This window comes from Halomonas sp. (genome assembly GCF_034520545.1).
Classification (GTDB): Bacteria; Pseudomonadota; Gammaproteobacteria; order Pseudomonadales; family Halomonadaceae; genus Halomonas.
Genome location: NZ_JAXHNN010000009.1, coordinates 454,990 through 478,405, shown reverse-complemented (window position 1 = coordinate 478,405; position 23,416 = coordinate 454,990). Strand labels below are relative to the sequence as shown.

Annotated in this window: 23 protein-coding genes and 2 pseudogenes; 20 read left to right on the top strand and 5 right to left on the bottom strand. The window is 58.4% G+C overall.

All coding sequences use genetic code 11. From position 1 onward, the window contains the following. Positions 1–24 precede the first annotated feature (24 nt). From U5L98_RS07255 to U5L98_RS07230, 6 genes are all read left to right on the top strand, one after another. Complete coding sequence (locus U5L98_RS07255) at positions 25–1,038, top strand: permease (protein WP_322557648.1); 1,014 nt, start codon at positions 25–27, stop codon at positions 1,036–1,038. Positions 1,039–1,051: 13 nt separating this feature from the next. Then, a complete protein-coding gene (locus tag U5L98_RS07250; protein ID WP_322557647.1) occupies positions 1,052–1,288 on the top strand; it encodes a thioredoxin family protein in 237 nt (78 codons plus the stop codon). A gap of 299 nt (positions 1,289–1,587) precedes the next feature. Further along, the gene (locus U5L98_RS07245) at positions 1,588–2,109 is read left to right on the top strand and encodes an arsenate reductase (azurin) small subunit (RefSeq protein ID WP_322557646.1); all 522 of its coding nucleotides are present in this window, start codon (positions 1,588–1,590) and stop codon (positions 2,107–2,109) included. Between the two features lie 15 nt (positions 2,110–2,124). Then, complete coding sequence (locus tag U5L98_RS07240) at positions 2,125–4,602, top strand: arsenate reductase (azurin) large subunit (RefSeq protein ID WP_322557645.1); 2,478 nt, start codon at positions 2,125–2,127, stop codon at positions 4,600–4,602. A 286-nt stretch (positions 4,603–4,888) separates the two neighbouring features. Beyond that, entirely contained in the window at positions 4,889–5,869 is a 981-nt protein-coding gene (locus tag U5L98_RS07235) for an arsenic resistance protein (RefSeq protein ID WP_322557644.1), read from the top strand. Positions 5,870–5,905: 36 nt separating this feature from the next. Then, the gene (locus tag U5L98_RS07230; protein ID WP_322557643.1) at positions 5,906–6,688 is read left to right on the top strand and encodes a ZIP family metal transporter; all 783 of its coding nucleotides are present in this window, start codon (positions 5,906–5,908) and stop codon (positions 6,686–6,688) included. 113 nt (positions 6,689–6,801) lie between these two features. Here the strand turns inward: U5L98_RS07230 and U5L98_RS07225 are convergent, their stop codons facing one another. Beyond that, complete coding sequence (locus tag U5L98_RS07225) at positions 6,802–7,242, bottom strand: hypothetical protein (RefSeq protein WP_322557642.1); 441 nt, start codon at positions 7,240–7,242, stop codon at positions 6,802–6,804. A gap of 255 nt (positions 7,243–7,497) precedes the next feature. Between U5L98_RS07225 and U5L98_RS07220 the strand changes: the two genes are divergently transcribed. The 6 genes from U5L98_RS07220 to U5L98_RS07195 all read left to right on the top strand — a co-directional run bounded on the left by U5L98_RS07220 (position 7,498) and on the right by U5L98_RS07195 (position 14,634). Beyond that, positions 7,498–8,514, top strand: coding sequence for a 4Fe-4S dicluster domain-containing protein (locus U5L98_RS07220; RefSeq protein ID WP_322557641.1), 1,017 nt, complete (start codon positions 7,498–7,500; stop codon positions 8,512–8,514). A 96-nt stretch (positions 8,515–8,610) separates the two neighbouring features. Then, positions 8,611–11,094, top strand: a complete 2,484-nt coding sequence (locus tag U5L98_RS07215) for a molybdopterin-dependent oxidoreductase (RefSeq protein ID WP_322557640.1) — start codon at positions 8,611–8,613, stop codon at positions 11,092–11,094. A gap of 41 nt (positions 11,095–11,135) precedes the next feature. Then, positions 11,136–11,897: a 4Fe-4S dicluster domain-containing protein gene (locus U5L98_RS07210; RefSeq protein ID WP_322557639.1), complete on the top strand. Its 762-nt coding sequence runs from the start codon at positions 11,136–11,138 to the stop codon at positions 11,895–11,897. Beyond that, on the top strand, positions 11,894–13,114 hold the full coding sequence (nrfD, locus tag U5L98_RS07205; protein ID WP_322557638.1) for an NrfD/PsrC family molybdoenzyme membrane anchor subunit: 1,221 nt from the start codon (positions 11,894–11,896) through the stop codon (positions 13,112–13,114). Before U5L98_RS07210 ends, nrfD begins: the two co-directional genes overlap by 4 nt. A 70-nt stretch (positions 13,115–13,184) precedes the next feature. Next, on the top strand, positions 13,185–14,111 hold the full coding sequence (locus U5L98_RS07200; RefSeq protein WP_322557637.1) for a molecular chaperone TorD family protein: 927 nt from the start codon (positions 13,185–13,187) through the stop codon (positions 14,109–14,111). Between the two features lie 31 nt (positions 14,112–14,142). Further along, on the top strand, positions 14,143–14,634 hold the full coding sequence (locus U5L98_RS07195; protein WP_322557636.1) for an FKBP-type peptidyl-prolyl cis-trans isomerase: 492 nt from the start codon (positions 14,143–14,145) through the stop codon (positions 14,632–14,634). 258 nt (positions 14,635–14,892) lie between these two features. Here U5L98_RS07195 and U5L98_RS18735 read toward each other — a convergent pair whose 3' ends face one another. Both U5L98_RS18735 and U5L98_RS07185 read right to left on the bottom strand, forming a co-directional pair. Further along, positions 14,893–15,507, bottom strand: a complete 615-nt coding sequence (locus tag U5L98_RS18735) for a DnaJ C-terminal domain-containing protein (RefSeq protein ID WP_416208214.1) — start codon at positions 15,505–15,507, stop codon at positions 14,893–14,895. Further along, positions 15,484–15,627, bottom strand: a pseudogene (locus tag U5L98_RS07185) (DnaJ domain-containing protein); the annotation flags it as partial. The gene U5L98_RS18735 and the pseudogene U5L98_RS07185, both read right to left, overlap by 24 nt. 155 nt (positions 15,628–15,782) lie before the next feature. Here U5L98_RS07185 and U5L98_RS07180 point away from each other — a divergent pair. The 8 genes and pseudogenes from U5L98_RS07180 to U5L98_RS07145 all read left to right on the top strand — a co-directional run bounded on the left by U5L98_RS07180 (position 15,783) and on the right by U5L98_RS07145 (position 21,017). Further along, positions 15,783–16,556: a hypothetical protein gene (locus tag U5L98_RS07180; RefSeq protein WP_322557635.1), complete on the top strand. Its 774-nt coding sequence runs from the start codon at positions 15,783–15,785 to the stop codon at positions 16,554–16,556. Positions 16,557–16,657: 101 nt separating this feature from the next. After that, positions 16,658–17,035, top strand: a complete 378-nt coding sequence (locus tag U5L98_RS07175) for a cupin domain-containing protein (protein WP_322557634.1) — start codon at positions 16,658–16,660, stop codon at positions 17,033–17,035. Positions 17,036–17,112: 77 nt separating this feature from the next. Further along, positions 17,113–17,856, top strand: a complete 744-nt coding sequence (locus tag U5L98_RS07170; protein ID WP_322557633.1) for a ZIP family metal transporter — start codon at positions 17,113–17,115, stop codon at positions 17,854–17,856. An 86-nt stretch (positions 17,857–17,942) separates the two neighbouring features. Beyond that, entirely contained in the window at positions 17,943–18,338 is a 396-nt protein-coding gene (locus tag U5L98_RS07165; protein WP_322557632.1) for a rhodanese-like domain-containing protein, read from the top strand. Positions 18,339–18,375: 37 nt separating this feature from the next. After that, positions 18,376–18,687, top strand: coding sequence for a hypothetical protein (locus U5L98_RS07160; protein ID WP_322557631.1), 312 nt, complete (start codon positions 18,376–18,378; stop codon positions 18,685–18,687). A 52-nt stretch (positions 18,688–18,739) separates the two neighbouring features. Next, a pseudogene (locus U5L98_RS07155) lies at positions 18,740–19,691 on the top strand (IS1595 family transposase). Then, positions 19,685–20,182: a sulfite exporter TauE/SafE family protein gene (locus tag U5L98_RS07150; RefSeq protein ID WP_322557630.1), complete on the top strand. Its 498-nt coding sequence runs from the start codon at positions 19,685–19,687 to the stop codon at positions 20,180–20,182. The pseudogene U5L98_RS07155 and the gene U5L98_RS07150 overlap by 7 nt, the downstream one beginning before the upstream one ends. Positions 20,183–20,333: 151 nt before the next feature. Beyond that, positions 20,334–21,017: a cytochrome b/b6 domain-containing protein gene (locus U5L98_RS07145; protein WP_322557629.1), complete on the top strand. Its 684-nt coding sequence runs from the start codon at positions 20,334–20,336 to the stop codon at positions 21,015–21,017. A 27-nt stretch (positions 21,018–21,044) separates the two neighbouring features. On the opposite strand, the gene U5L98_RS07140 is transcribed toward U5L98_RS07145, so the two are convergent. Continuing rightward, positions 21,045–22,010: a hypothetical protein gene (locus U5L98_RS07140; RefSeq protein ID WP_322557628.1), complete on the bottom strand. Its 966-nt coding sequence runs from the start codon at positions 22,008–22,010 to the stop codon at positions 21,045–21,047. Positions 22,011–22,350: 340 nt separating this feature from the next. Beyond that, entirely contained in the window at positions 22,351–22,812 is a 462-nt protein-coding gene (locus U5L98_RS07135; RefSeq protein ID WP_322557627.1) for a cytochrome c, read from the bottom strand. Positions 22,813–23,416: the final 604 nt, after the last annotated feature.

The window sequence follows — 23,416 nt, the reverse complement described above, 5'->3', positions numbered from 1 at the left end:
CTATCACACAGGGAGAAGCGAAACATGTTGGAGGTCTTTACCTGGCTAGCCGACTGGCTGATCTATGGCCTGGCTGGCCTGGATCCCGAAAGCAAACTCGGCACCTCGCTGCACTTCTTCGTCGAGGACACCACCAAGATCTTCGCGTTGCTGGTGGTGATGATCTATATCATCGCCCTGGCGCGCGCATCGCTGGATCTCGAGCGGGTGCGTCACTACATCCAGCAGAAGCATCGCCTGGCTGGATACGGCCTGGGTGCCGGCTTCGGCGCCATCACGCCCTTCTGCTCCTGTTCCAGCATCCCGCTGTTTCTGGGTTTCACCAGCGCCGGGATTCCGCTGGGCATCACCATGGCGTTCCTGTTCACCTCGCCGATCATCAACGAGGTAGCGGTGATCATGCTGTGGAGCCTGCTGGGGTGGGAGTTCACCCTGGTCTACATCGTAATCGGCATGGCCGTGGGTATCGGTGGCGGCATGATTCTGGACCTGCTGAAGGGCGAGCGCTGGCTCAAGGACTTCGCCGCCAAGGCCTACCAGCAGGCCGCGGAGACCCCTCAAGACGACGGACCGACCCCCGAAGCACCCACGCTGACCATGAAGGACCGCCATCTGTTCGCACGCGACGAGCTCAAGGAGATCGTCGGACGAATCTGGAAATGGGTGATCATCGGCGTTGGCCTGGGGGCCGCCCTGCACGGCTTCGTGCCCGACGGCTGGTTTGCCGACAACCTGGGCAGCGGCCAGTGGTGGAACGTGCCTGTCGCCGTGCTGGCCGGGCTGCCGCTCTACTCCAATGCCACCGCGGTGATCCCGGTGATGGAGAGCCTGATTCTCAAGGGGCTGCCGGTAGGCACCACCCTGGCGTTCTGCATGAGCACCGTGGCCGCCAGCTTCCCCGAGTTCATCATGCTCAAGCAGGTCATGCAGTGGCGCCTGCTGGGCATCATCTTCGTCATCCTGCTGGCCAATTTCATGGTCGTGGGCTGGCTGATCAACCTGCTGAGCCCTTGGCTGTTCAGCGGAATACTGACCTGAGAGGAGCATCACCATGAAGAAGATCGAAGTACTGGGCACCGGCTGCAAGAAGTGCGTCAACACCGCCGAACAGATTCAAACCGTCGCTGGCGAATTGGGCGTAGAGGTCGATGTGGAAAAGGTCACCGACCCGGCCGCGATCATGGGCTACAAGGTCATGTCGACCCCGGGCGTGGCCATCGACGGCACGCTGGTGCATAGCGGCAGCGTGCCGGACCGCGACAAGATCGAGACCATGCTGAAGGCGTGATCGCAGCATGTCAGGCCCCGATGACGCATCGTCATCGGGGCCTGTTCCACAATATATTCGCCTTTTTTCTTGATATGCATCAAGCCATTCGACATCAGACAACGCTCTACCCGTGCGGCCGGCGCCAGGGTTGTACTACGCTTTTGGTCGAAACATGGCCCCATTTAACCATCCGCCCTTGCATGCCTGCCGTGGCAAAACTAGCCTGAATCATGAATTCCAAAATACAAATATCCATATAAATTCTACGCATCAACCCCGATACCGACTCCACAACCACAACACCGGAGTGTCAGACGATGTCACGATTGAGTCGCCGTAACTTCCTGAAGTTGACCGGCAGCAGTGCTGCCGTCGGCACCCTGTCGCTGTCACCTATTGCCAAGGCTCAGCAAGACCAGAGCCCTGCAGCCACCGGCAGCACCACCCTCCCCTACCCAAGAGAGGCGATCGCCAAGCTGGGTGACGTCGCCGTGAATCAGCCCGTCTACTTCAATTACCCCGACAATCGCTCTCCCTGCGTGATGATTCGCAAGGGGCGCAACGTCAAGGGCGGCGTGGGCCCGGATGGAGATGTGGTGGCCTACAGCACCCAGTGCACGCACATGGGCTGTCCGGTCAACTACGACCATGAGGCGGAGACCTTCAAGTGCCCCTGCCACTACAGCATCTTCGACCCCGACAACGCCGGCCAGATGGTGATCGGCCATGCCACCGAGAGCCTGCCCCGGATCATTCTGGAGTATGACGAGGCCGAGGATGCTCTGCTTGCCGTGTCGGTGGATGGCCTGATCTATGGCCGCCAGGCCAACATCATCTGAACCGGGAGAACAGCAATGACGCAATTCAAGGACCGTATCCCACTGCCCCCGGCAGATGCCCAGAAGACCAATATGGCCTGCCACTTCTGCATCGTCGGCTGTGGTTACCACGTCTACAAGTGGCCGGCCAACCGGGAAGGCGGCAGGGCCGCCGATCAGAATGCGCTGGGGCTCGACTTTACCCGCCAGCTTCCTGCCATGCAGCTCACCATGACGCCGGCCATGGTCAACCAGATCAAGGATCACGATGGCACTGAACACAACATCATGATCCTTCCCGACAAGGAGTGCAGCGTGAACCAGGGCCTGTCCTCGACGCGGGGCGGCCAGATGGCCAGCGTGATGTACTCGGAGAAAACACCGATCGGCGAGCGACGCCTCAAGTATCCGCTGATGTACACGGGAGACGACTGGGTAGAAACCAACTGGGAACGCTCCATGGCCCTGTATGCGGGCCTGACCCAGCGTATCCTCGACAACGACGGCGCCGACCAGCTGTTTTTCAACCTCTTCGACCACGGCGGTGCCGGTGGTGGTTTCGAGAACACCTGGGCGACCGGCAAGCTGATCTTCACCGGCCTGCAGACGAAAATGGTGAGGATCCACAACCGCCCCGCCTACAACTCGGAATGCCATGCCAGCCGCGACATGGGCATCGGCGAGCTAAACAACAGCTACGAGGACGCGGAAGTCTGCGATGTCATCTTTTCCATCGGGGGCAACTCCTACGAGACCCAGTCGAACTGGTTTCTGGCCCACTGGGAGCCGAACCTCAGGGGAGCCAACATCGACAAGAAGCAGGAATGGTTTCCCGACGAGGCCGTCGGCAAGGGCAAGGTCATCCTGGTCGACCCGCGGCGCACGCCCACGGTCGCCATCTGTGAAACCGTCGCCGGCAAGGAAAACGTCCTACACCTCGCCCTCCAACCGGGCACCGATACCGCCCTGTTCAACGGGCTGCTGACCTACGTGGTCGACCAGGGCTGGCACGACCAGGCCTTTATCGATGAGCACACCAGCGGCTTCGAGGAGATGCTTGCCGCCAACCGAATGGAACTGGACGAGTGCAGCCGCATTACCGGGCTGGATCGGGCCGATATCATCAAGGCCGCCGAGTGGGCCTACAAGCCCAAGGCCAGCGGTCATGCCCCACGCACCATGCACGCCTATGAGAAGGGCGTGATCTGGGGCAACGACAACTATCGGATTCAATCCGCCATCGTCAATCTCGTAGTGGCCACGCACAACGTGGGTCGACGAGGCACCGGCGTCGTGCGCATGGGCGGCCATCAGGAAGGCTATACACGGCCGCCCTACCCTGGTGGTCGTCCGGCGCCCTATATCGACCAGGAACTCATCAAGGGCAACGGCATGATGCTGACGGTCTGGGCCTGCAATGCCTTCCAGACCACTATCAATGCCGAGACCTATCGCCAGGTGATCAAGCGTCGTGCCAATATCGTCAACCAGGCGTTGGCCGAGGCGCGCGGCGCCACCACCGAGGAACTGATCGACATCGTCTATGACGCCGTCAAGAACAAAGGCGGGCTGTTCATCGTCGATATCGACCTTTACCGCACCAAGTTCGCCGAATATTCTCACCTGGTCCTGCCGGCAACGCATCCCGGGGAGATGAACCTGACCTCCATGAACGGCGAGCGGCGGCTGCGGCTTTCCGAACGCTTCATGGACCCTCCTGGCATCGCCAGACCGGACTGCCTGATCGCCGCCGACATGGCCAATGCGCTGAAAGCACGCTACGAGGTGGCAGGCAACACGGCGATGGCCGAGCGGTTCGCCGGATTCGACTGGACGACCGAGGAGGATGCCTTCAACGACGGTTTCCGCATGGCTCACGAAAAGGAAATCGACAGCCAGGGCGGACCGACGGGACATCTGGCGACATACGAGCGGCTGAGCAAGGCCGGTAACAATGGCGTGCAGTTGCCCATCAAGGAGTACAGCGACGGCAAGCTGATCGGCACCGAGATGCTTTATACCGACAATAACTTCAGTACCGACGACGGCAAGGCGCACTTCCAGCCATCGTCCTGGAACGGATTCCCCGAAGTGATCCAGAAGCAAAAGGAAAACTACGACTTCTGGATCAACAACGGTCGTACCAACCAGATCTGGCAGTCTGCCTACCACGACCAGCATCTGGCCTTCCGCAAGGGCCGCTACCCAATGGCCCCGATCGAGATCCATCCAGACGATGCAAAGGCCCTGGGTATCACCAATGGCGATATCGTCGAGATCTATAACGACTATGGCGCAACGAACGCCATGGCCTACCTGGAGGCCGATCTCCGGCGAGGGCACGTCTTCATGATGTTCGGCTTCCCCAACGGAGTGCAGGGCGATCTCGTCAGCGAGTGGACAGATCCCAACCACATTCCTTACTACAAGGGTACCTGGGCCAACCTGCGTCGAATCGGGGCCAACCCCGCCTATCTGCGAGAGGTGTCCTTCAAGCGCCGGCGCTATTCCTGAAGCCAGCGCACATTCGCCGACGAGCGAAGCGTCAGGGGCGGGAGAGTGAAAGCTCCCGCCCCCTCTTTATGGCATACGGCCTGGCAACGGCTCGGCACGAGACGCCCTGCCGATCACCCGGCAAGTAGGCGATCATCGTCGTATACTGCGACAGCGAAGCGTGCGAGCGTATCTATAGAACTGCCAGGCGCCCGACCCGACCTGTTTACATTGCTGTCGTGAAGACAGAGAACAGTGTCTGAAGACCGAAGGCTTATCACTGAAGCACCGAGAAGGCTTCTTCCCCATGCGCGATTGGATGGAACGTCGACAGTCCTGGATCTATCTGACGTGCATCTTGGCGGGCCTGGTCATCGGGCTGAATCATCCGGATACAACAACCCGGCTGGAAGCCTTCCTCTGGCCACTGCTCGGTGGGCTGCTCTATGCCACCTTCACTCAGGTTCCGCTGACGCGGATCGGTCAAGGGCTCAAGGATTGGCGTTTCCTGACGGCCTTGCTGCTCGGCAACTTCGTGGTGATTCCTCTCATACTGGGCGGAGTGATGACCATTCTGCCCGTATCGCTGGCCGTGCAGGCCGGCGTGCTGCTGGTGCTGCTTGTCCCTTGTACCGACTGGTTTATCAGCTTCACCCACCTGGGCAAGGGCGATACCGGCCGGGCCATCGCCGCAACGCCGGTACTACTGCTGGGGCAGTTACTGGCCTTGCCCGCCTATCTCTGGCTCTTCCTGGGCGCGGAGTGGTTTCAGGCCGCGATCAACAGCCACCTGCTCAGCGCCTTTGCAGGATTGATCCTCACTCCCCTGGCCCTGGCCTGGGTGACTGAGCGTCTGGCCGAGCGCAACCTCAATGCCAGACGGCTGGTGCATGGCATGGGTATGTTGCCTGTCCCGCTGCTCGCACTGGTGGTCTTCGTCATCGCGGCATCGCAGGTAACGACCGTGGCCGGCCTCAGCGGGGTGTTGATGCAGGTGCTGCTGATCTTTATCGGCTATCTGGTCTTTGCCGCCTTCCTGGGCAAGACGCTCGGCGTGCTGTTCCGGCTCCCGACACGTTCAGCCAGGACCCTGACCTTCAGTTTCGGCACGCGCAATTCCTTCGTCGTGCTGCCCATCGCCCTGACGCTGCCCGAGGTTTGGCATGCTGCTGTGGTGGTCATCGTCTTCCAGTCGCTGGTCGAGCTGTTCGGTATGGTGGTCTACCTGAGCTGGGTGCCGAACAAATTGATTCCGGAGCCCCTCCCTCATCACCAAAATGCTCCGTGATACCTCTTGGCAGTATTCATACACACGAGCAGAATTATGGAAGATATTTCACCCGTCATGCTCGGGTTTTTAGGTAGCCTCGCCGCCGGCTCGATGACGGCTATCGGGGCGCTTCCCATCCTGGTCAGCAGGGCACCCAATCGCGCCGTCCGCGATCTGGCGCTCGGATTTGCCGCCGGTGTCATGCTGGCAGCGTCCTTCTTTTCACTGATCATCCCCTCCCTCGAAGCCTCCGAGCTGCGCTATGGCGGTAATGTCCTGCCTGCCGCTATTGCCTGCGCGGCAATATTGATGGGGATGGGGCTGGTTGCCCTGCTTAACGAGCGACTTCCCCACGAGCACTTCGAGCAGGGGCGTGAAGGGCCGGAGGCGGCATCGCTGCGCCGCGTCTGGTTGTTCATCATTGCCATCACGATCCACAACCTGCCAGAGGGCCTGGCCGTCGGCGTGTCCTTCGGTGCGGGAGGCAGAGAGGGAGGATTACCGCTTGCCATCGGCATCGGCATCCAGAACATGCCGGAAGGTTTGGCAGTGGCGGTGGCGCTGCTCGGGGAGGGCTATTCACGCTGGCGATCGTGGATCATTGCCTCGCTTACCGGATTGGTCGAACCTCTGGGTGGTCTGCTGGGTGCGGGCGTCGTCAGCATGTCACAGGTTCTGCTTCCCTGGGGGCTGGCCTTCGCCGCCGGCGCGATGCTCTATGTCATCAGCCACGAGATCATTCCCGAGACCCACCGCAGCGGTCACCAGAACAAGGCGACCCTGGGACTTTCGGTAGGACTGGTGCTCATGCTATTTCTCGATGTCTCACTGGGCTAGGTCGGACTTGACGCTGATTCAGGGCGTAGACCCGGTTCCAGAGAAAAGGGTTTCCAGTAGTACCCATGACGACCCTTAGCATGGAGCCGAGTTATAGGCACCACTGACGCATCTCACAAGCCGCTGCTGCCCTCCGCACCGAACGCTTCACTGAGCGAGCCCTGATAGCGCCAGCCCTCAGGGACGCGCAACTCATGGCTGTGGCTACCGGCAAGCCGACAGACTGCCACGCTCGGCGGCGTGCCGCCGATCCCGATGTTGACCGTCTCGAAGGTGAGCCAGTCGCATGGGGTAATCAGGCCACGCTTCTGGTCGGCGAAGGCGATGTCCTCGAAATCCCCCTCCCAGTCGAAGCGCAGCCCCAGCGCCACCAGTCGATCCACCAGTTGCCTCACCTCGGCCGGATCGAACAGGCTGATGCTGACCAGTTCGTCATCCGAGCAGATCCCCTGCTCGGGCAGGCTTTCACCCAGGACCTCCCACCCACCCGGGATGCGCTGCTCCACCGCCGCCGCGCGGACGATCACCGCCGTCGCTTCCACCAGCACTGCCATTCGACACTCTCCCTCGCTCCGGCACCAACGGAGCATGACGCCAGCCATCAGGCAAAATTTGACTCAGAACAAGCTATCCCCACCAGGCGCTATGACTTTGGGCTAATCCGCATGGCGAAGGATACCGCCTTATGCCACGCTCTATGCGCTGATATATGACAATACGCATATCATCATAAAAAGGATAGCTCGCAAACCGTTATGCCACACCGTGAGCCCCACGCGCACCGAACGCCCACTCCCCTCGTTCCGGGAGTGATCTCCCTGGGATGGGTGGCATCACGCTGCCTCCAGGCGCCGCCCCACCCGCTGGCCTGCAGCCGTTGCCTCGACGCCTGCCCCACCGAAGCCCTCGCCTTCCAGGAGCACGACGACGGTGTCTCTCCTCTGGCAAGCGACGCCTGCCACGGGTGCGCCCAGTGCGTGGCGGCCTGCCCCAGCGAGGCCTTGGTGAGCGCAGAGATCGACGCGCTGATGACAGGACAGGCACAGGGAGAACCCATCGGCCTGGGCTGTCATCGTGTAACTGATCAGAAAGACCTGACTCGCCTGCACTGCCTGCGTGCCCTCGGCCCCGACCTGCTGGCCTGGCTCACCGCCCGGGCGGCGCCTGGGGCGGTAACACTGATGCTGCCCGCCAGCTGCCGCGACTGTGAAGCGGCCGAGCCTGCCGAGCAGGATGGATGGCTTGAGCAGGCCCAAACGTTTTGCCACATCTCGGAGGCGAACGCCGGAGAGGATTACCGTGCGGCCCGCACGGCAGTGAGCCGTCGCGATCTGCTGCGAGGCCGCCCGGCCCCGCGACCGCCGGCCATCGCCGCCGAGGACGCCGCACCCAAGGCGCGACGAGTGCAGCGACAGCAGGCGGCCGCCGAGGCGCTGAAAGAGACAAGGGCGGCGCCGGCGCTGCCCGGGCTGAGCCTGGATGCCGATGCCTGCCGGGCCCACGGCGTCTGCGCCCGTGTCTGTCCCACCGAGGCCCTGCAGGAAACACAGGAAGGCGACCTGAATTTCGACCCACTAGCCTGCCTCGACTGCGGCCACTGCCTAAGTGCCTGCCCGGAAGGGGCGCTGACACGAACCGAGGGATCCCAGACAGCTGCCGTCACCCTGCGACAGGGTCAACGTATCGACTGCCGATCCTGCGGCAGGCCCTTCACCCCGGTCGATGGCGAGCTACGGCGTGATGCTGCCGAGACCCTCTCCACCTGCCCTGCCTGCCGGCGGGAAGCGGCACTGATGGAGGAGAGCTTTCATGAACTCTTCGGCTGACGAGACCACCGAGCCGGACGCCAACATCGCTGGCGCCTGCCACCACTGATTCCACAACGACTCGCGCTTCGAGACGAGCACCCCGAGGGAGAACCGATGAAACTGTTCCAGACGATGATCAACCGGCGCCGCTTCCTGCAGTCATCGGCCGCCGTCGGCGCCTCGGCCGGCGCCGTTGCAGGCTTCAGCGGACTTCCCGGCCTGATGCCGGCCAGGGAGGCACGCGCTCAGACGCCCCGCGGCGAGACCACGATCACCAAGAACGTCTGCGCCCAATGCCCGGCACGCTGCGGCATCGATGTCTACACCACCGACGGGCGTGTCCACGCCATCTATGGCACCAGCGACAACCCCATCTCCAATGGCAAGTTGTGCCCCAAGGGGCATCTGGGCAGCTATTTCCTCTACGACCCGGACCGCTTCAAGGGGCCGATGAAACGCACCAACCCCAAGAAGGGACGCGACGAGGACCCAGGCTTCGTGCCGATCTCCTGGGAAGAGGCCCTGGATACCGTGGCCGAGCGCTTGAACGATCTTCGACGCCGCGAGGAGTCGCATCGCTTCGCGATGTTCTACGGCCGTGGCTGGGGCTCATCGGATGCCGGCATCCAGTACCCCTTCGGCGAACTCTACGGCACGCCCAACGCCGCTATCGGCCACTCCTCGATGTGTGCCGACGGCTCCAAGAAGGCCAAGCTCGCTACCGATGGCAACAACTCCTACAGCTCCTATGACTACCGCAACGTCAACTACCTGCTGATCATGGGCGCCAGCTTCCTCGAGGCCTTCCGTCCCTACAACAACGTGATGCAGATGTGGGGCCACATGCGCACCAAGACCCCCAAGACGGGCGTCACCACTGTGGACGTACGCATGAGCCCGACCATGGCCGCCTCGGACCGTGCGCTCTACATCAAGCCCGGCACCGACGGTGCCTTCGCCCTGGCCGTGGCCCACGTGATCCTCACCGAGGGACTCTGGGATCGTGAATTCGTCGGCGATTTCACCACTCCTGGCCGGCAATTCGTGGCGGCGCGGCGCATCTCCCCGGCGACCTTCGAAGAGAAATGGGTCCACGGCCTGGCCGACTGGTGGAACGAGGAGCTAAAGGACCGCACCCCTGAGTGGGCGGAAGCAGTCACCGGCATCAAGGCAGACGACATACGCCGCACCGGCATGGAGTTTGGCTCCACGCGCCCCGCCGTGGCGCTGTTCGAACGTGGCGCCACTGGCCACTCCAATGGCACCTACAACGGCATGGCCATTCATAGCCTCAATGCGCTGGTCGGCTCGCTTTTTGCCGAAGGAGGAATCGGCTACCAGGTGGGCCCCTCCTACGGGCCGCTGCCTGTCAAGGTGGAAGACTATCAGGACGACTATGCTCGCGATGGCGCCTGGAAACAGCAGCCAAGGCTCGACATGAAGGGCACCGATCGCTGGCCGATGGTCAGCAACATGATGCAGGAGTGCGCCACCAACCATCTCAACGCCGATCCCTATACCCTCGATACGGCGATGTTCTACTACACCAATCCCATCTGGAGCGCACCCAATCCCCAAGTGTGGGAGGAGGCACTCAAGAATGTCTTCATCATCGACACCTCGCCCTTCCCCGGCGAGACGGCCATGTACGCCGATATCGTGCTGCCCGACTGCACCTATCTGGAACGGACCCAGGACGTGCCCTCTTACCCTTTCGAAGGCTGGCCGATGGCCGAGCTGCGTACCCCGGCCGTGGAACCGATCCACGACACCAAGATGTACGGCGACGTGGTCATCGAGCTGGGCAAGCGTATCGAAGGCCCCATGGGCGACTACTACCGCGAGCTTGGCAACCTGGATAACTACATTCGCCACCTGGCGGCCGGCTTCGCCGATGACCCTGGCGACAACGGCGTCGACGGCTTCGACAGCTGGAAGGAGAAGGGCGTCTGGTACAAGAAACCCTATCAGTGGCGCCAGATTCGTGGCGAGTTCTACGAGTGGGACGGCCAGCGTTATGGCCGTCAGATGAGCGAGGAAGAGGTCAAGGAGCACCTGTTCAAGACGCCTTCCGGCAAGTTCGAAGTGCGCTCCGGGTTTCTGGAGCAGCACGCCGACTACATCGAGCGCGAGATGGGCATTCCTCGTGATCGAGCCGGCCTGGTGCAGTGGGTTGAGCCGATCTATACAGGCGGAGACGGCGACCTGCACTTCGTGACCCCCAAGACCCCGCTGCATGCGGAAGGCCGCGGCGCGAACATCCCCCAGCAGATGATGGTGCATCAGCCCATCGTGGGAGGACGCGGAACCGTTTACCTTGAAGTCAACCCCCAGACGGCCCGCGAGCGGGGAATCGGCAACGGCGACAGGGTCAGGATCATCTCCGATATCGGCAGCATCGAGGCGGAGTGTCGCTTTGTCGCTTCGCATCGCCCCGACACCCTGGTGCTGCCCTTCGAGTTCGGCCACTGGGCCCAGGGGCGCTGGGCCAAGGGGCGCGGCCCTGGGAACTCCAGCGAGATCACCGCCAATAAGTCGGATCCGATCTCGGGGCTGGCGAGCTACTACACCGGCAAGGTCAGGCTGGAACGCGCCTGATTCTTAATACCCTGACCGAACAAGGCTGGAGGAGAAAGACTATGGCAAAGTGGGGAATGGTCATCGACCTGGACAAGTGCACCGGCTGTCAGGCCTGCACAACCGCCTGCTCTATGGAAAACAACACCCTGCCGGGAGAGACCTGGCAGGACGTGCTCTACTACAACGCGGGCGAGAACCCCAGCGGCCAGATGAAGTGGCTGCCGCGCCCCTGCATGCAGTGCGAAAACCCCTCCTGCGTGCACGTCTGCCCGACCCGTGCGACCTACAAGGACCCGGATGCCGGCGGCATCGTCTTCGTCGACTGGAACAAGTGCATCGGCTGCAAGTACTGCATGATCGCCTGCCCCTATGGCGTGCGCTTCTACGCCGACGAGAAGCCGCTGATCGAGCCCGATATCCGTGATGTCTTCCCGGGCGAGAACGGCCAGCTGTGGAGCCCTCCCTATCAGAATCCGGAGGAGGACTGGCGGCGTGGCATCGGCATCCAACCTGCCGGTGTGGTCTCCAAGTGCACTTTCTGCTACCACAAGGTCCGCCATGCGCCGGAGGGTGTGGCAGATCTCGATGAGGACAACCCCGAGGTCAAGGAGTACGTGCCGGCCTGCGTGCGCACTTGCGCGCCCAAGGCCCGCTACTTTGGCGACCTGGACAACCCCGAGAGCCAGGTCAACCAGCTCATCGGTGACAAGCACGGCGTACGCCTCAAGGACCATACCGGCAACAAGCCGCAGGTCTACTACCTGGGCGCCGGTGCCGGTATTCCCGCCTTCACCCCCGCCGACAGGGAGAATGACGCATGAGCACTTCCATGAAAGGCATGAAACCCACGACTCATGACAACGCTCTACAGGGCCCAGTGGGCTGGGGGTTGCTTGTCATCGCCGCCGTGGTGCTGCTGGCAAGCCTCGGCTATGTCCTGGCGCAGCTGATGGCCAACGGCCACACCGCCTTCAATACCAGTTCCGTGCTGCCCTGGGGGCAGCCCATCGCCACCTACGTCTATTTCGCGCTGGCCTCGTCAGGGCTGGGCCTGGTCGCTTCGCTGCCGCTGGTGTTCGGCTTCAAGGCCTACTACCCGCTGGCCAAGCGCTGCATCTTCCTGGCTTTCGCCCTGCTTATCTCGGGGATGGGGGTACTGGCCCTGGAGTTGGGACACCCCTTCCGTATGCTGTGGGTGATCCCGACGAACCTGCAGGTGCAGTCAGCGATGTTCTGGATGGGCGTCTTTTACTCCCTGGACCTGCTGTTCCTGCTGTGGAAGTTCGGCAAGCTGCAGGGCGGTCATTGGGACAGCAAGACCGCCAGACAGGTAGGCATCGCCTCCTTCATCGGCGTGCTGCTGGCCAGCGGTAACCTGGCGCTGATCTTCGGCATGATGAGCATGCGCCCCTTCTGGTTCGATGCCCTGCTGCCGGTCTACTTCTATGCCACCGGCATCACCAGCGGCGTGGCCGTGCTGATACTCCTGACCTATCTGGCTTATGGATTCCGGCGTGAGCGCATGCCGGAAGCGCTGCAGCGCCTGATGAGCGGCGCCCTGCCACGGCTGTTCGCCGCGTTGGTCGGTGCCACCCTGCTGTTCATCGTGGTGCGCGCCATCACCGGGCTCTACAGCAACAACCCGGAGGTCAACCTGGTGTGGAGCGAGTACCTGCTGGAATCCGGCCTCTACCTGACGACGCTGGTCGTCGGCCTGCTGCTGCCCTTCGTGCTGCTGCTGGGCGGGCTGCGCAACCGGCCCGGCATCCAGGTACTGACGGCCCTGCTGGTCAGCCTGGCGATGTTCGCCGAGCGCTTCTACTTCGTGGTCGGCGGCCAAGTGATCCCGCTGTTCAAGGGCACCTGGGAGCCCAACCTGATCGCCTATACCCCCTCGGCTACCGAATGGGCCCTGACCCTGGTCGGCGTCTCGCTGTGCCTGGTGCTCTTCCTGCTCGGCGAGAAGTTCCTGAACCTGGGAGATATGCCGCCGCAGATAGCCCAGGCGCCGGCCAGCGCGTCGGCGGGTACCGCCTGAACCACCTTCCAAGACGCTTTCTGAAGGAGAAGGGGCGGCCTGCTGACCGGCAGGCCGCCCCGTCAGCAAGATGACACAAGATCCGCAACTCCCCGATTTGCTGCCGGCCGCCGAGCTCAGCCTCTGCCTCTCCCGGACCTTCCTCGCCCCCCTGGCGGGGGTCACCCTGGCTGAAGCGCAAGGTCCGCTGCTGGATGACCTGCGAAGCCTGGCCGAAACACTGCCAACGCTGAATTCCGAACGTCTTGACGCCCTCGCCCAGGCACTGGGGAGACTGACCAACACCCAGCAGCTGATCCTGGGCTACAGCCGGCTGTTCCTGACGCCACCGGCTCCGGCACCGCTCAACCTGGGCGCCTATCTGGACGGTGGCCTGATGTCGCGGAGCGTGCCGCACATGGAAGCGCTCTACCACCGTCACGGCCTGGAGCGCGACCCGGCGTTCCATGATCTGCCCGACCACCTGTCGCTCAACCTGCAGTGGCTAGCCTGGGTCTACAGCGAGGCCATGGAGTCCCGCGAGGCCGAAACAGATGCCACCCCTGCCCTGACGGACGTCGCGATCATGCTGCATGACTTCACCCTGCCCGCTCTGGCGGGGATCCGCTGCAAGGCAGTGGAAGCCGACATGGACACCACAACCCACTGCTGGCGACTCCTGGTCGAATTGTCCCATGACCAGTTGACCCATGACCTGGCCCGCCTCGAGGCCATACTGCCACCCCTTGCTCCGCAGGCGATTCATACCCCGGAGCGGCCTGACGCCACAGCCGCCGTGCAGACCTTCGAGGCCAGCGAAGCCCCGCGGGAAATACTGACCTGCCGCACCTGCGGCGAAACCTTCCAGAGCGACCCGGTCCTGGCGGAGATGCGCAGCCGGCTCGTTGCAGCCGGCGTCAGCGCCGATCACCTGGCGGTGTGCGGGCGCTGCCGCGATGGCCACGACGACTCATCCGCCATGCGGCCACCCGGTTCTGGCGTGAAGGCGTGGCAGTGACGCGGCCCGCATTTTGAAACAGGAGCCTCCCATGACGAGCATCTTCCCCTTGTGTGAGATCACCGCCGACTATGTGCTGACCGACGAGGATGGTGAGCGACTGGCGGCCTCAACCCTCGAAACGCCACTGCGCTATGTGCACGGCACGGGTCAGATGCTGCCGGCCCTGGAGGCGGCGCTGGAGGGCCACCAGGCCGGCGACGTACTTAGTGTAACGCTGAAGCCGGAGCAGGCTTATGGCCCACACCGGCCGGAACTGGTCTTCGAGGCAGTGCGCGACAACCTGCCGCCGGGCCAGGAGATTCGCGTCGGCATGACGCTGACGCCGGGCGGGCAGCGGGGCAAGTTCTCGCTTAAGGTGGTGGGCCTCACCGAACGCGGTGCCATGCTGGACGGCAACCACCCACTGGCCGGCAGGACGGTGACCTGGGAGATCCACATTCTGGACGTCCGACCCGGCCGACAGGCGTCTCGGGGAGATCTCGACCACCAGCCGATTCGCTGGGTCAATCTCCACGAGTGACGACATCGACGGCCATCCCCCACCAAACAGACTGACGCCGGCCATGGCGTTGCAGAGGGTCTGATCGTCGGAATCCGACGCTGCCCAATGCGCCGTCCGGCTGGTCAGTATGCCTCTGTCAGAGGGAGATTGGCGGCCACTGCCGCAGGGCAGCATCATCGCGGTTCGTGATGGCGAAGTGATCGGCAAGCTGCAGATATGACCCTTGGCTGAGGCGGTCTGCCCATGCAGACCACTATGACGCAATCGGCGACCGGTCTATGACCCGGCAGGCACCTTGAGCTTGATCACTCCCGAGGGAGTCGGGGTCTCGATGCTGGCACCCAGAGCGGCTTCCCAAGGCGTCACCGGTACCTTTTGATAGACATCCCGCCCTTCGACCCGATAACGCGAATCCGGCGTGAAGTGGATCTCCAGATACAGATCCCCCGCCGGGCCACCCCCGACACCGGGACTCCCCTGGCCTGAAAGGCGAACATGCTGACCCTCCCTCACTCCCTTGGGGATACGCACGTTGAGGGTGTGTTCCCGAGAGACCACGTGCCCTTGCGCATCGACCTGGGGCACTTGCAGGGTTAACGGCCGAGTCGCGCCCTGGAAGGCATCCGTCAGATCGATGAAGACCTTGGCGTGACGATCCTCGCCACGCATCTGATAGGTGCGACCCCCTCGCCCTGCTCGTCCTGATCGCCCACCCTGGCCGAACAGATTGGCGAAGAAATCACTGAACTCACCAAGGTCGGCCTCCTCGAAACCACGACCGCTGTATTCGAAGCCTGCATCCCAGTCCGGTGGCGGCTGGAAATCCTGGCCCGAGCGGTACTGCTCGGCCAACTGGTCATAGGCGAGACGCTTCTCCGGATCGGATAGCACGGCCTTGGCCTCATTGATCTCTTGCATCCGCTGCTCGGCCTCGGGCTCCTTGCTGACATCGGGATGAAACTTGCGCGCCAGCTTGCGGTAGGCCTTCTTGATCTCCTCGGCCGTCGCTGTCTTGGAGACCCCGGTGTGAGAGGCGGGAGCGAAAAGCTCTCGCCTCTCTCACAAAAAAAGCGTTTTTCCTGCATCCTTTTTCAACCTTGTACGTCTTCTTGGTGTAGGTCATCGCCCGGCCTACCCAACCACAACATTGTAATTAGGAGAAAGTCATGAACATAAAAACGATTGTTATGGGAACTAGCTTTGCTTTGGCTACCGCTTCAGGTTTAGCTCAAGCTGAGGATACTGACATCACGGTTCGAGTGATGAGTAAAGATGCCAAATTCGTAGGGACTAGCATGGGAGGCGTTCGGGTCATTCTGCGCGACAAAGAGACTGATGAGGTTCTGGCACAGGGTGTAACCGCGGGTGGCACCGGCAACACCGCTAAAATCATGCATGAAAATGGGGGTCGCCGTGCAGCTATGGCAGACAAATCTGCTGCCTCTTTCGATACAACGCTAGATCTCGACCGCCCACGCATGATTGAAGCAGAAGTTTATGGTCCATTGGCTCAGTTGCAAGCTGCCCATGGGGCGAGTGCAACACAATGGGTTATTCCCGGAGGTCACCTCTCGGTGGGAGATGGCTGGGTGATTGAACTTCCAGGCCTTGTTGTCAATATACTGGAACCAGCTGCGGCCCAGAACGTATCAGCATCGGAGAGCGACAGTCTTTCAGTCAGTGCCAATGTCATGATGATGTGTGGTTGCCCGATTACTAAAGGCGGCCTGTGGGATGCGGAAAAGTTCGAGGTAGGTATGACTATAACAATGGACGGGAAAAATATTAGTGAAGAGGTAATGTCTTACGCGGGTAAAAGCAGTCTGTTTAGCGGTGAGATACCCATTAGTGAATCTGGGATATATGATGTGATCGTTCACGCTTACGACCCAAAAAATGGTAATACCGGTATTGATAAAACGACTGTTGTTGTTAATTAACAATAGATCAAGAAATTTTGGTTTTGCTGCATATTGCAGTAAGTTAAAAGAAACGGTGATATTTTTCATCTTTAAACACCACAAAATCTGGAGATTAAGACATGAAAGAAGTAGACAAAACCACACTACCTATTGTGAAAATGGCAAAAGACAATGACGAGTTTCGTCAGGTGCTCTGGACGGGAGACAACACACAGTTGGTACTAATGGCGATTCCTGAAGGCGGTGAAATCGGTGGCGAAGTTCACGAAGGCCACGATCAATTGCTCTATTTTGTTGAAGGTAATGGCGAAGCCCAAATTGGCGACACAACCGTGCCAGTGAAATCAGGTGATGTCAGTATCGTGCCATCCGGCTGTTTCCACAATTTTCGTAATACTGGAACCGAAACGCTGAAACTTTACACCACTTACTGCCCACCAGAGCATGCTCCCGGAACCGAGCACGAGACAAAAAAACAGGCAGATGCAGACGAATAAAGAGCGTGGGGCGGCAAGCCCAGCCTAATTCTATCTTCACTCTGTCCTGAATACTGTCAATTACTGAAGGATCAACGATGGCTGTTGAAGTAACGCTTTTAACGGTGTTTATTGCCGCGCTTATTACCGCCTTAGCTACAGGGGTGGGTGCACTGCCACTGTCATTCAATAAAAATATTGAAAAAAAATGGCTGAGCATTGGTGCGGCCACGGCTGCGGGCCTGATGCTTGCTGCAAGTCATAGTCTCGTTCAGGAAGGCCTCGCAAAACAGCAGTGGCTAGCGCTCGCTGGCGTTACCTCGGGGCTGTTTCTTGTCTATTTGGCCTATCGATGGATTGAGAAGCAAGGCGCACCCGATGTCGGCGAGTTAAATGGTGCTGATGCGAAAAAAGTGTTGCTGATTGTCGGGGTCATGACGGCCCACTCCTTTGCAGAAGGTATAGGTGTCGGTGTCTCTTACGGAGGTAGCCAAGAGCTTGGCATATTTATTACAGCGGCTATAGCTGTTCATAATATTCCGGAGGGATTGGCCATTGCGCTGATACTCGTGCCCCGTGGCATTTCGGTCTTTAAAGCCGCCAGCTGGAGTATTTTTAGCAGCCTACCCCAGCCACTCATGGCCGTACCAGCTTATATGTTTGTCAGTACCTTTGAGCCAATTCTCCCCTTTGGGCTGGGGTTGGCCGCAGGGGCGATGATTTGGATGGTTTTCGCAGAATTGATGCCTGACGCCAACAGAAAACTTCAGCCGGCAACGGTTGGCGTCTTCGTGGTTCTTGCGTTTCTAGCCATGATGGTTTTTCAGCTAGCCATCCATTAGGAACTCTCTTATCCGGAAATGATTTGATTTTTATCTTACAAGAGATACTAAATTTAAATTTATTTTCATATAAGGTGCTATAAACCATGAAAAGCATACAATTTTCGGATTATTTACGCCGTTTCGATTATCAGGAAAGGCTTGATATGAAAATTCAGATTCCCGAACTATTGGAACTGTATGCCGACAGCAAGGCACAGATCGTCGACATTCGCTTTCTCGAGGAATACGCCGCCTGGCGCATTGGCTTCGGCCAGCATATTCCATTAAATGAGCTGCCAGACCGCCTTGGTGAACTTGACCGAGATAAAACTATCGTCACCATGTGTCCGCATTACGACCGTGCAGAGATAGCCCGGCTATATCTCACCCTGAAAGGTTTCAATGCGCGATACCTGACCAACGGCATGCTGGGCATTGCTGATGCGCTGCGTGGGGATAAGGCGCGCGACTACATCATGCGTTTAAACGATCAGCAGTAATGAATAAACACATTCCGGACGACTAAAGTAGATTTTCTTGACCTTTATGACTGTATTCGACTACGGAACTTACTTCGTTGTGACCTTCATCGTCTCAACGGTGTTTGCGTCAGGTGGAGTAGGTTCCGCTGTCGCACTGGTACCCATATTTTCGATGATGGAGTTGCCCTTGAACCTGGCCAAAACCATTGGCCTGTTCATTAATTCGGCGTCTACGATTGCTGCCTCGACCATCAACGTGCGAAAGGGATTGGTTGATTTCCGCTTCGCCTTGCCTTTAGTTGTTTCGGTATTGGTGGCAACTCCCCTCCTGATTAGCAATGATCGTCAGCCCGGTTTGCCCTCATGACGACAAAAGCTATACTGTATATGTATATAGCTTTCAGGCGGAGGATGACGTCATGGCCATGAACCCCATCCAGTTTCAGCCCGGCCTGTCGATGCCCGAGTTTTTCGAGCGCTATGGGACCGAAGCGCAGTGTACGGCGGCGTTGGAGCAGACGCGCTGGCCGGACGGCTTTCGCTGCCCGCGCTGCGAGGGCACATCCTTTCCGGGTGCGCCGGCACCACCATACGCTGTTCCAGTGCCGCGCCTGTCGCCACCAGACCTCGCTGATCGCCGGCACCCTGATGCAGGGCACCAAGCTGCCGTTGACCACCTGGTTCCTGGCGATCCACCTCATCAGCCAGGCCAAGACCGGGCTGTCGTCGCTCGCCCTCAAGCGTGACCTCGGGGTGAGTTACCCGACGGCCTGGCTCATCCACCACAAGGTGATGGAGGCGATGGCGGAGCGCGAGGCGCGCTACGTCCTCGAGGGTCCGGTCCAGGTCGACGATGCCTACCTGGGCGGAGAGCACCGTGGCGGCAAGGCCGGACGCGGATCGGAGAACAAGGTGCCTTTCGTGGCCGCCGTCTCGCTCAACGACGCGGGCCATCCGCGCTTCGTCAGGCTCACCCCCGTGGCGGCCTTCAGCCGTGAGGCGATTGCCGAGTGGGCCAAGACGACGCTGCGGCCTGGCAGCACGGTATACTCCGATGGCCTGGCCTGCTTCGGTGCCGTCACCAGCGCAGGATGTACGCATCAGCCCACCGTCGTTGCGGGACGCAAACCCCAGGACATGCCCGAGTTTCACTGGATCAATACGGTGCTCGGTAATCTCAAGACCAGCCTCTCAGGGGCGTACCATGCCTTCGGCTTCCAGAAATATGCGGCGCGCTATCTGGCCGCGTTCAGCTATCGCTTCAACCGCCGCTTCGACCTCAGGGTGCTGCCGACACGGCTGCTCATCGCCGCAGTACGCTGCAAGCCGCGGCCCCAGCGGGTGATTCGGTCGGCTGAGCTTCATTGCTAATCAGGACTCCCCTTGGTGCATGGCTAAGCCAGTATGTCTCGGAAGAGCTGGTTCAGTGGGTACTGACGGCCTTTTTGATTATCAGTTCGGGATTGCTGATTTTCTCCCGACGGGAAGCCAAAGCCGCCTACGATCGTGCCTGGGTGATGCTACTGCTCGGCGGAGCGGTTGGACTGGCATCCGGGCTGGTTGGTGTTGGTGGTGGAACGCCTATTCTTGCTGTTTTGCTTTTGCTGGGCTTCGACACTAAAAAAGCCGCTTACGCCGTCAGCTTTGTCATCCCTTTTTCAACGTTGGGCGGGTTCTTCACCTATCTCAGCTTTATTGAGATGAACTGGCCTTTATTAGCCACTGTGGCCGTAGCCTCTATTTTGGGCGGTTTCCTGGGGCAGCGGATTATGCACCTGCACATGAATGCTGTTCATGTCAAAAAACTCATTGCCATCATTTTGTTGGTCCTTTCCGGAAAAATGCTCTGGACACTGCTGTGAAAAAGAGTTCACCCGACTAGCGGTAGACGGATGCCAAGGAAGCCAATCAGCCACTTGAAACTCTGGTATTTTATATCAGCGATATGGGCAAGGGACAAACATTTTATGTACAAGCCAACACCTGGTTGCGTGGAGATAACGAGGTAATGAAATGACACCAACAATCCGCCTCTGGGATCTACCTACGCGCTTGTTTCACTGGCTACTGGTCTTCGCCGTGGTAGGTGCCGTGGTCACCATGAAACTGGGTGGTAGCTGGATGGCCTGGCATGAACGTTTTGGCCTTTTGGTCGTTGGCCTGCTGAGTTTCCGGATTGTCTGGGGCATTATTGGGTCTACTTATGCTCGCTTTGGCACGTTTGTACGGGGCCCGAGCGCAATCATGGCGTATTTCCGTGGCCAATGGCGAGGCGTTGGCCATAATCCGCTTGGCGCCTTGTCGGTTCTCGCATTAATCGGCTTGTTCGGTTTTCAGGCGGCAACCGGTTTGTTTGCCAACGACGACATTGCTTTCGATGGCCCCCTGGTTCCTCTGGTGTCGTCTGACTGGAGTGACATCTTGAGTGGCTGGCATCGGGAAACGGAATGGTACCTGTATGCGCTGGCAGCGCTGCACGTACTTGCCGTTTTGTTTTATACGTACATAAAAAAAGACAACTTGCTACGACCAATGGTCACCGGCTATAAGCCGGTAAAAAAGAAACAGGCAGTCGACGCCAAAGGGGGCGGCTGGCTTGCATTTGTGGTTGCCGTAGCGATTGCAGTGGGTGTTGTCTGGTTAGCGAATGGCGGCCTGGTGCCGCCACCGCCTCCAACCCGGGACTTAGGTTGGTGAATAGGGCTGAATCGCTTGCAGGCAGCTTCATAGGAAATGTTTGCTGAGTATTTTATCTACAAATTTTCCATAGACAATTATCATTGGGAGTTGAGCAAGAACACCAACCAAAGCAATTGCTGTCACAGACAAGGGATTTAGCGCAACAATTGCGATAGCCAAGGCCATAGAACGGTTTTTGGTTAAGGAACTATAGTTTAAAGCAATTATATCTTGCTTGGAAAATCCTGCTTTTATTCCAACCCATGTCATCAAGGCGAACCCCAATGCGTAAAACAGTATCATGGGTATGACAGTTTCTACAACCAGAAGTGGTTTGGAAAGAAGAGTCTGTCCTTCCTTTCCAAAAGCAATAAAAACTATGGTTAAAAGTCCAAAAATAGAAATTGTTTTTATATATGGTTTTGCTTCGGAAAACTTCTCTTTACCCTTGAATTTAATAATGGTGTTCCTTGTCAAATAGCCAAGAGTGACTGGTAAAATCAAGAGTATCAAAATAGACTTTATAAAAATTTCAATAGGGATTTCGACGTAATTTCCTACAATGAAGTAGGCTCCAAAAGGGACAATCATTATTGCCAAAATAGTAGAAACCGCAAGGACTACAACTGCAAGCTGGGTTGTTCCCTCTTTGAGGGTAGTCCAGACAACTGCCATCCCGGAGGCAGGCATAATAGCAATAAACAATAATCCGGCAGAAATCGAGAGGTCATTGACCATTAATGTCAAAATCAGAAACAAGAGCAATGGTGAGATAACAAAATGGAATATTAAAGAAAGTGATATAAACTTTTTACTATGAAGACTTTCTTTGACGCTTCTTAGATCTGTATTGATCATTATTGGGTAGATCATGATAAATGCAGCTATTATTGCGTATTCTCCAAGATAAGAAAAGATATCTGGATAAAATATCCCCAATACAAAAGCAATGGCAATGTCGATTAGTATCAGTATGGTCGTATTGTCATTTATCCAACTTATTTCTTTCATTTTGTCGCCTTTTTTTGCGTTTTATGTCGCGGATTGCCAACCGTTTTGAGATGTAAAGTGATTCAGGTGTTTTTCTGTGCCAAGTCTATCTCATTCTGCTAACTTTTTACTCACCAAAGATAATTCTACACGTACATAAAAAAAGACAATCTGGTACGACCAATGGTCACCAGTTATAAACCGGTGAAAAACAAAAAAAGTCGACGCCAAAAGGGGCGGCTGGCTTGCATTTGTGGTTGCCGTAGCGATTGCAGTGGGTGTTATCTGGTTAGCGAATGGCGGCCTGGTGCCGCCACCGCCTCCAAGCCGGGATTTAGGTTGGTAAATAGAGATTAACTTATCAATCAGCCCGGTAATTGTCGTGACATGATTTGCAGGTGTCAACGACCTTGTTGAACTGCTCGGCCACAGCAGTTCTGTCGCCATCGGCTACGATTTTTTGAAGTTCGGTTGATTCCTGCGCAAAGCTGACGGCAATCTTTTTAACATTATCTAATTCGTTAAAAAAGTTCGGCTTCAGACGCGTATTTTCCGCCCGATCATTCGCGCTGTCTCTGCTGAACAAAGTACCCATACCTGAATTGGCGACAGCCGCAATGGCGTTAGCGGCAGCAATAATATCCTGCTCGCTGTACTCCTCGGAACCTTCGATAGCCCAGGCCTTGATCTTTTTACCGTTCCAGGCAGCAAACTGATAGGCAGATTGACGGGTTTCAATCTGGTCTTCAACACTCATTTCGGCCACTACAGGTAAAGCCATCAGTGGCGTCATTAAAGCAGCCAGAATCGCTATTTTTTTCATGCAAAACTCTCCTGTTCGTTTGTCCAATTTTTTTGTTTTTCGATTACTTCACGTGGAATTGTCATGATCCATCAGGTGCCACCACAGGTCTGCCGATCAAGAGATCATCACGATGCAATTAGCCTCTTTCCAGTAGCCCCTTTGCGCGGACCTGCTACTCGAACAGCAAGGTGAAGTCTTTGCCCCCGGCCAAGGGTTCGAACCGACTTCGTCTATCATACCTCTTGACGCCTTGTAAGCCATATCCTGGCCCAACTCAGCGGCAAATTCCACACTGAATGAAAAAAAGCACACATCAATTCCTTGTTCGAGATCACCGCCGACTATATTCTGATCGACAAGAAGAGCGGACGCCTGGCGACATCGACATCCGAGACTCCGCTTCGCTATAAGCATGGCACTAGCCGCCTGCTGCCTACGCAGCAGGCGGCCCTTCAGGGCCGGCAGGGGAAGTGACCCACAAGATCGACCTTCTGGATGTTCTCCCCGGCCCACAGGCGCCTCAAGGAGATCTCGACTACCAACCGATTCGCTGGGGGACAATCTCAACGAGTGACGACACGGATGATTCATGGACGGCCATCACTCCCTCCACGGCATAACC

What these genes read in the sequence shown, in the direction of transcription:
- U5L98_RS07255 (WP_322557648.1), top strand. Translation starts at nt 25, where the DNA reads ATGTTGGAGGTCTTTACCTGGCTAGCCGACTGGCTGATCTATGGCCTG.
- U5L98_RS07250 (WP_322557647.1), top strand. Translation starts at nt 1,052, where the DNA reads ATGAAGAAGATCGAAGTACTGGGCACCGGCTGCAAGAAGTGCGTCAAC.
- U5L98_RS07245 (WP_322557646.1), top strand. Translation starts at nt 1,588, where the DNA reads ATGTCACGATTGAGTCGCCGTAACTTCCTGAAGTTGACCGGCAGCAGT.
- U5L98_RS07240 (WP_322557645.1), top strand. Translation starts at nt 2,125, where the DNA reads ATGACGCAATTCAAGGACCGTATCCCACTGCCCCCGGCAGATGCCCAG.
- U5L98_RS07235 (WP_322557644.1), top strand. Translation starts at nt 4,889, where the DNA reads ATGCGCGATTGGATGGAACGTCGACAGTCCTGGATCTATCTGACGTGC.
- U5L98_RS07230 (WP_322557643.1), top strand. Translation starts at nt 5,906, where the DNA reads ATGGAAGATATTTCACCCGTCATGCTCGGGTTTTTAGGTAGCCTCGCC.
- U5L98_RS07225 (WP_322557642.1), bottom strand. Translation starts at nt 7,242, where the DNA reads ATGGCAGTGCTGGTGGAAGCGACGGCGGTGATCGTCCGCGCGGCGGCG.
- U5L98_RS07215 (WP_322557640.1), top strand. Translation starts at nt 8,611, where the DNA reads ATGAAACTGTTCCAGACGATGATCAACCGGCGCCGCTTCCTGCAGTCA.
- U5L98_RS07210 (WP_322557639.1), top strand. Translation starts at nt 11,136, where the DNA reads ATGGCAAAGTGGGGAATGGTCATCGACCTGGACAAGTGCACCGGCTGT.
- nrfD (WP_322557638.1), top strand. Translation starts at nt 11,894, where the DNA reads ATGAGCACTTCCATGAAAGGCATGAAACCCACGACTCATGACAACGCT.
- U5L98_RS07200 (WP_322557637.1), top strand. Translation starts at nt 13,185, where the DNA reads ATGACACAAGATCCGCAACTCCCCGATTTGCTGCCGGCCGCCGAGCTC.
- U5L98_RS07195 (WP_322557636.1), top strand. Translation starts at nt 14,143, where the DNA reads ATGACGAGCATCTTCCCCTTGTGTGAGATCACCGCCGACTATGTGCTG.
- U5L98_RS07180 (WP_322557635.1), top strand. Translation starts at nt 15,783, where the DNA reads ATGAACATAAAAACGATTGTTATGGGAACTAGCTTTGCTTTGGCTACC.
- U5L98_RS07175 (WP_322557634.1), top strand. Translation starts at nt 16,658, where the DNA reads ATGAAAGAAGTAGACAAAACCACACTACCTATTGTGAAAATGGCAAAA.
- U5L98_RS07170 (WP_322557633.1), top strand. Translation starts at nt 17,113, where the DNA reads ATGGCTGTTGAAGTAACGCTTTTAACGGTGTTTATTGCCGCGCTTATT.
- U5L98_RS07165 (WP_322557632.1), top strand. Translation starts at nt 17,943, where the DNA reads ATGAAAAGCATACAATTTTCGGATTATTTACGCCGTTTCGATTATCAG.
- U5L98_RS07145 (WP_322557629.1), top strand. Translation starts at nt 20,334, where the DNA reads ATGACACCAACAATCCGCCTCTGGGATCTACCTACGCGCTTGTTTCAC.
- U5L98_RS07140 (WP_322557628.1), bottom strand. Translation starts at nt 22,010, where the DNA reads ATGAAAGAAATAAGTTGGATAAATGACAATACGACCATACTGATACTA.
- U5L98_RS07135 (WP_322557627.1), bottom strand. Translation starts at nt 22,812, where the DNA reads ATGAAAAAAATAGCGATTCTGGCTGCTTTAATGACGCCACTGATGGCT.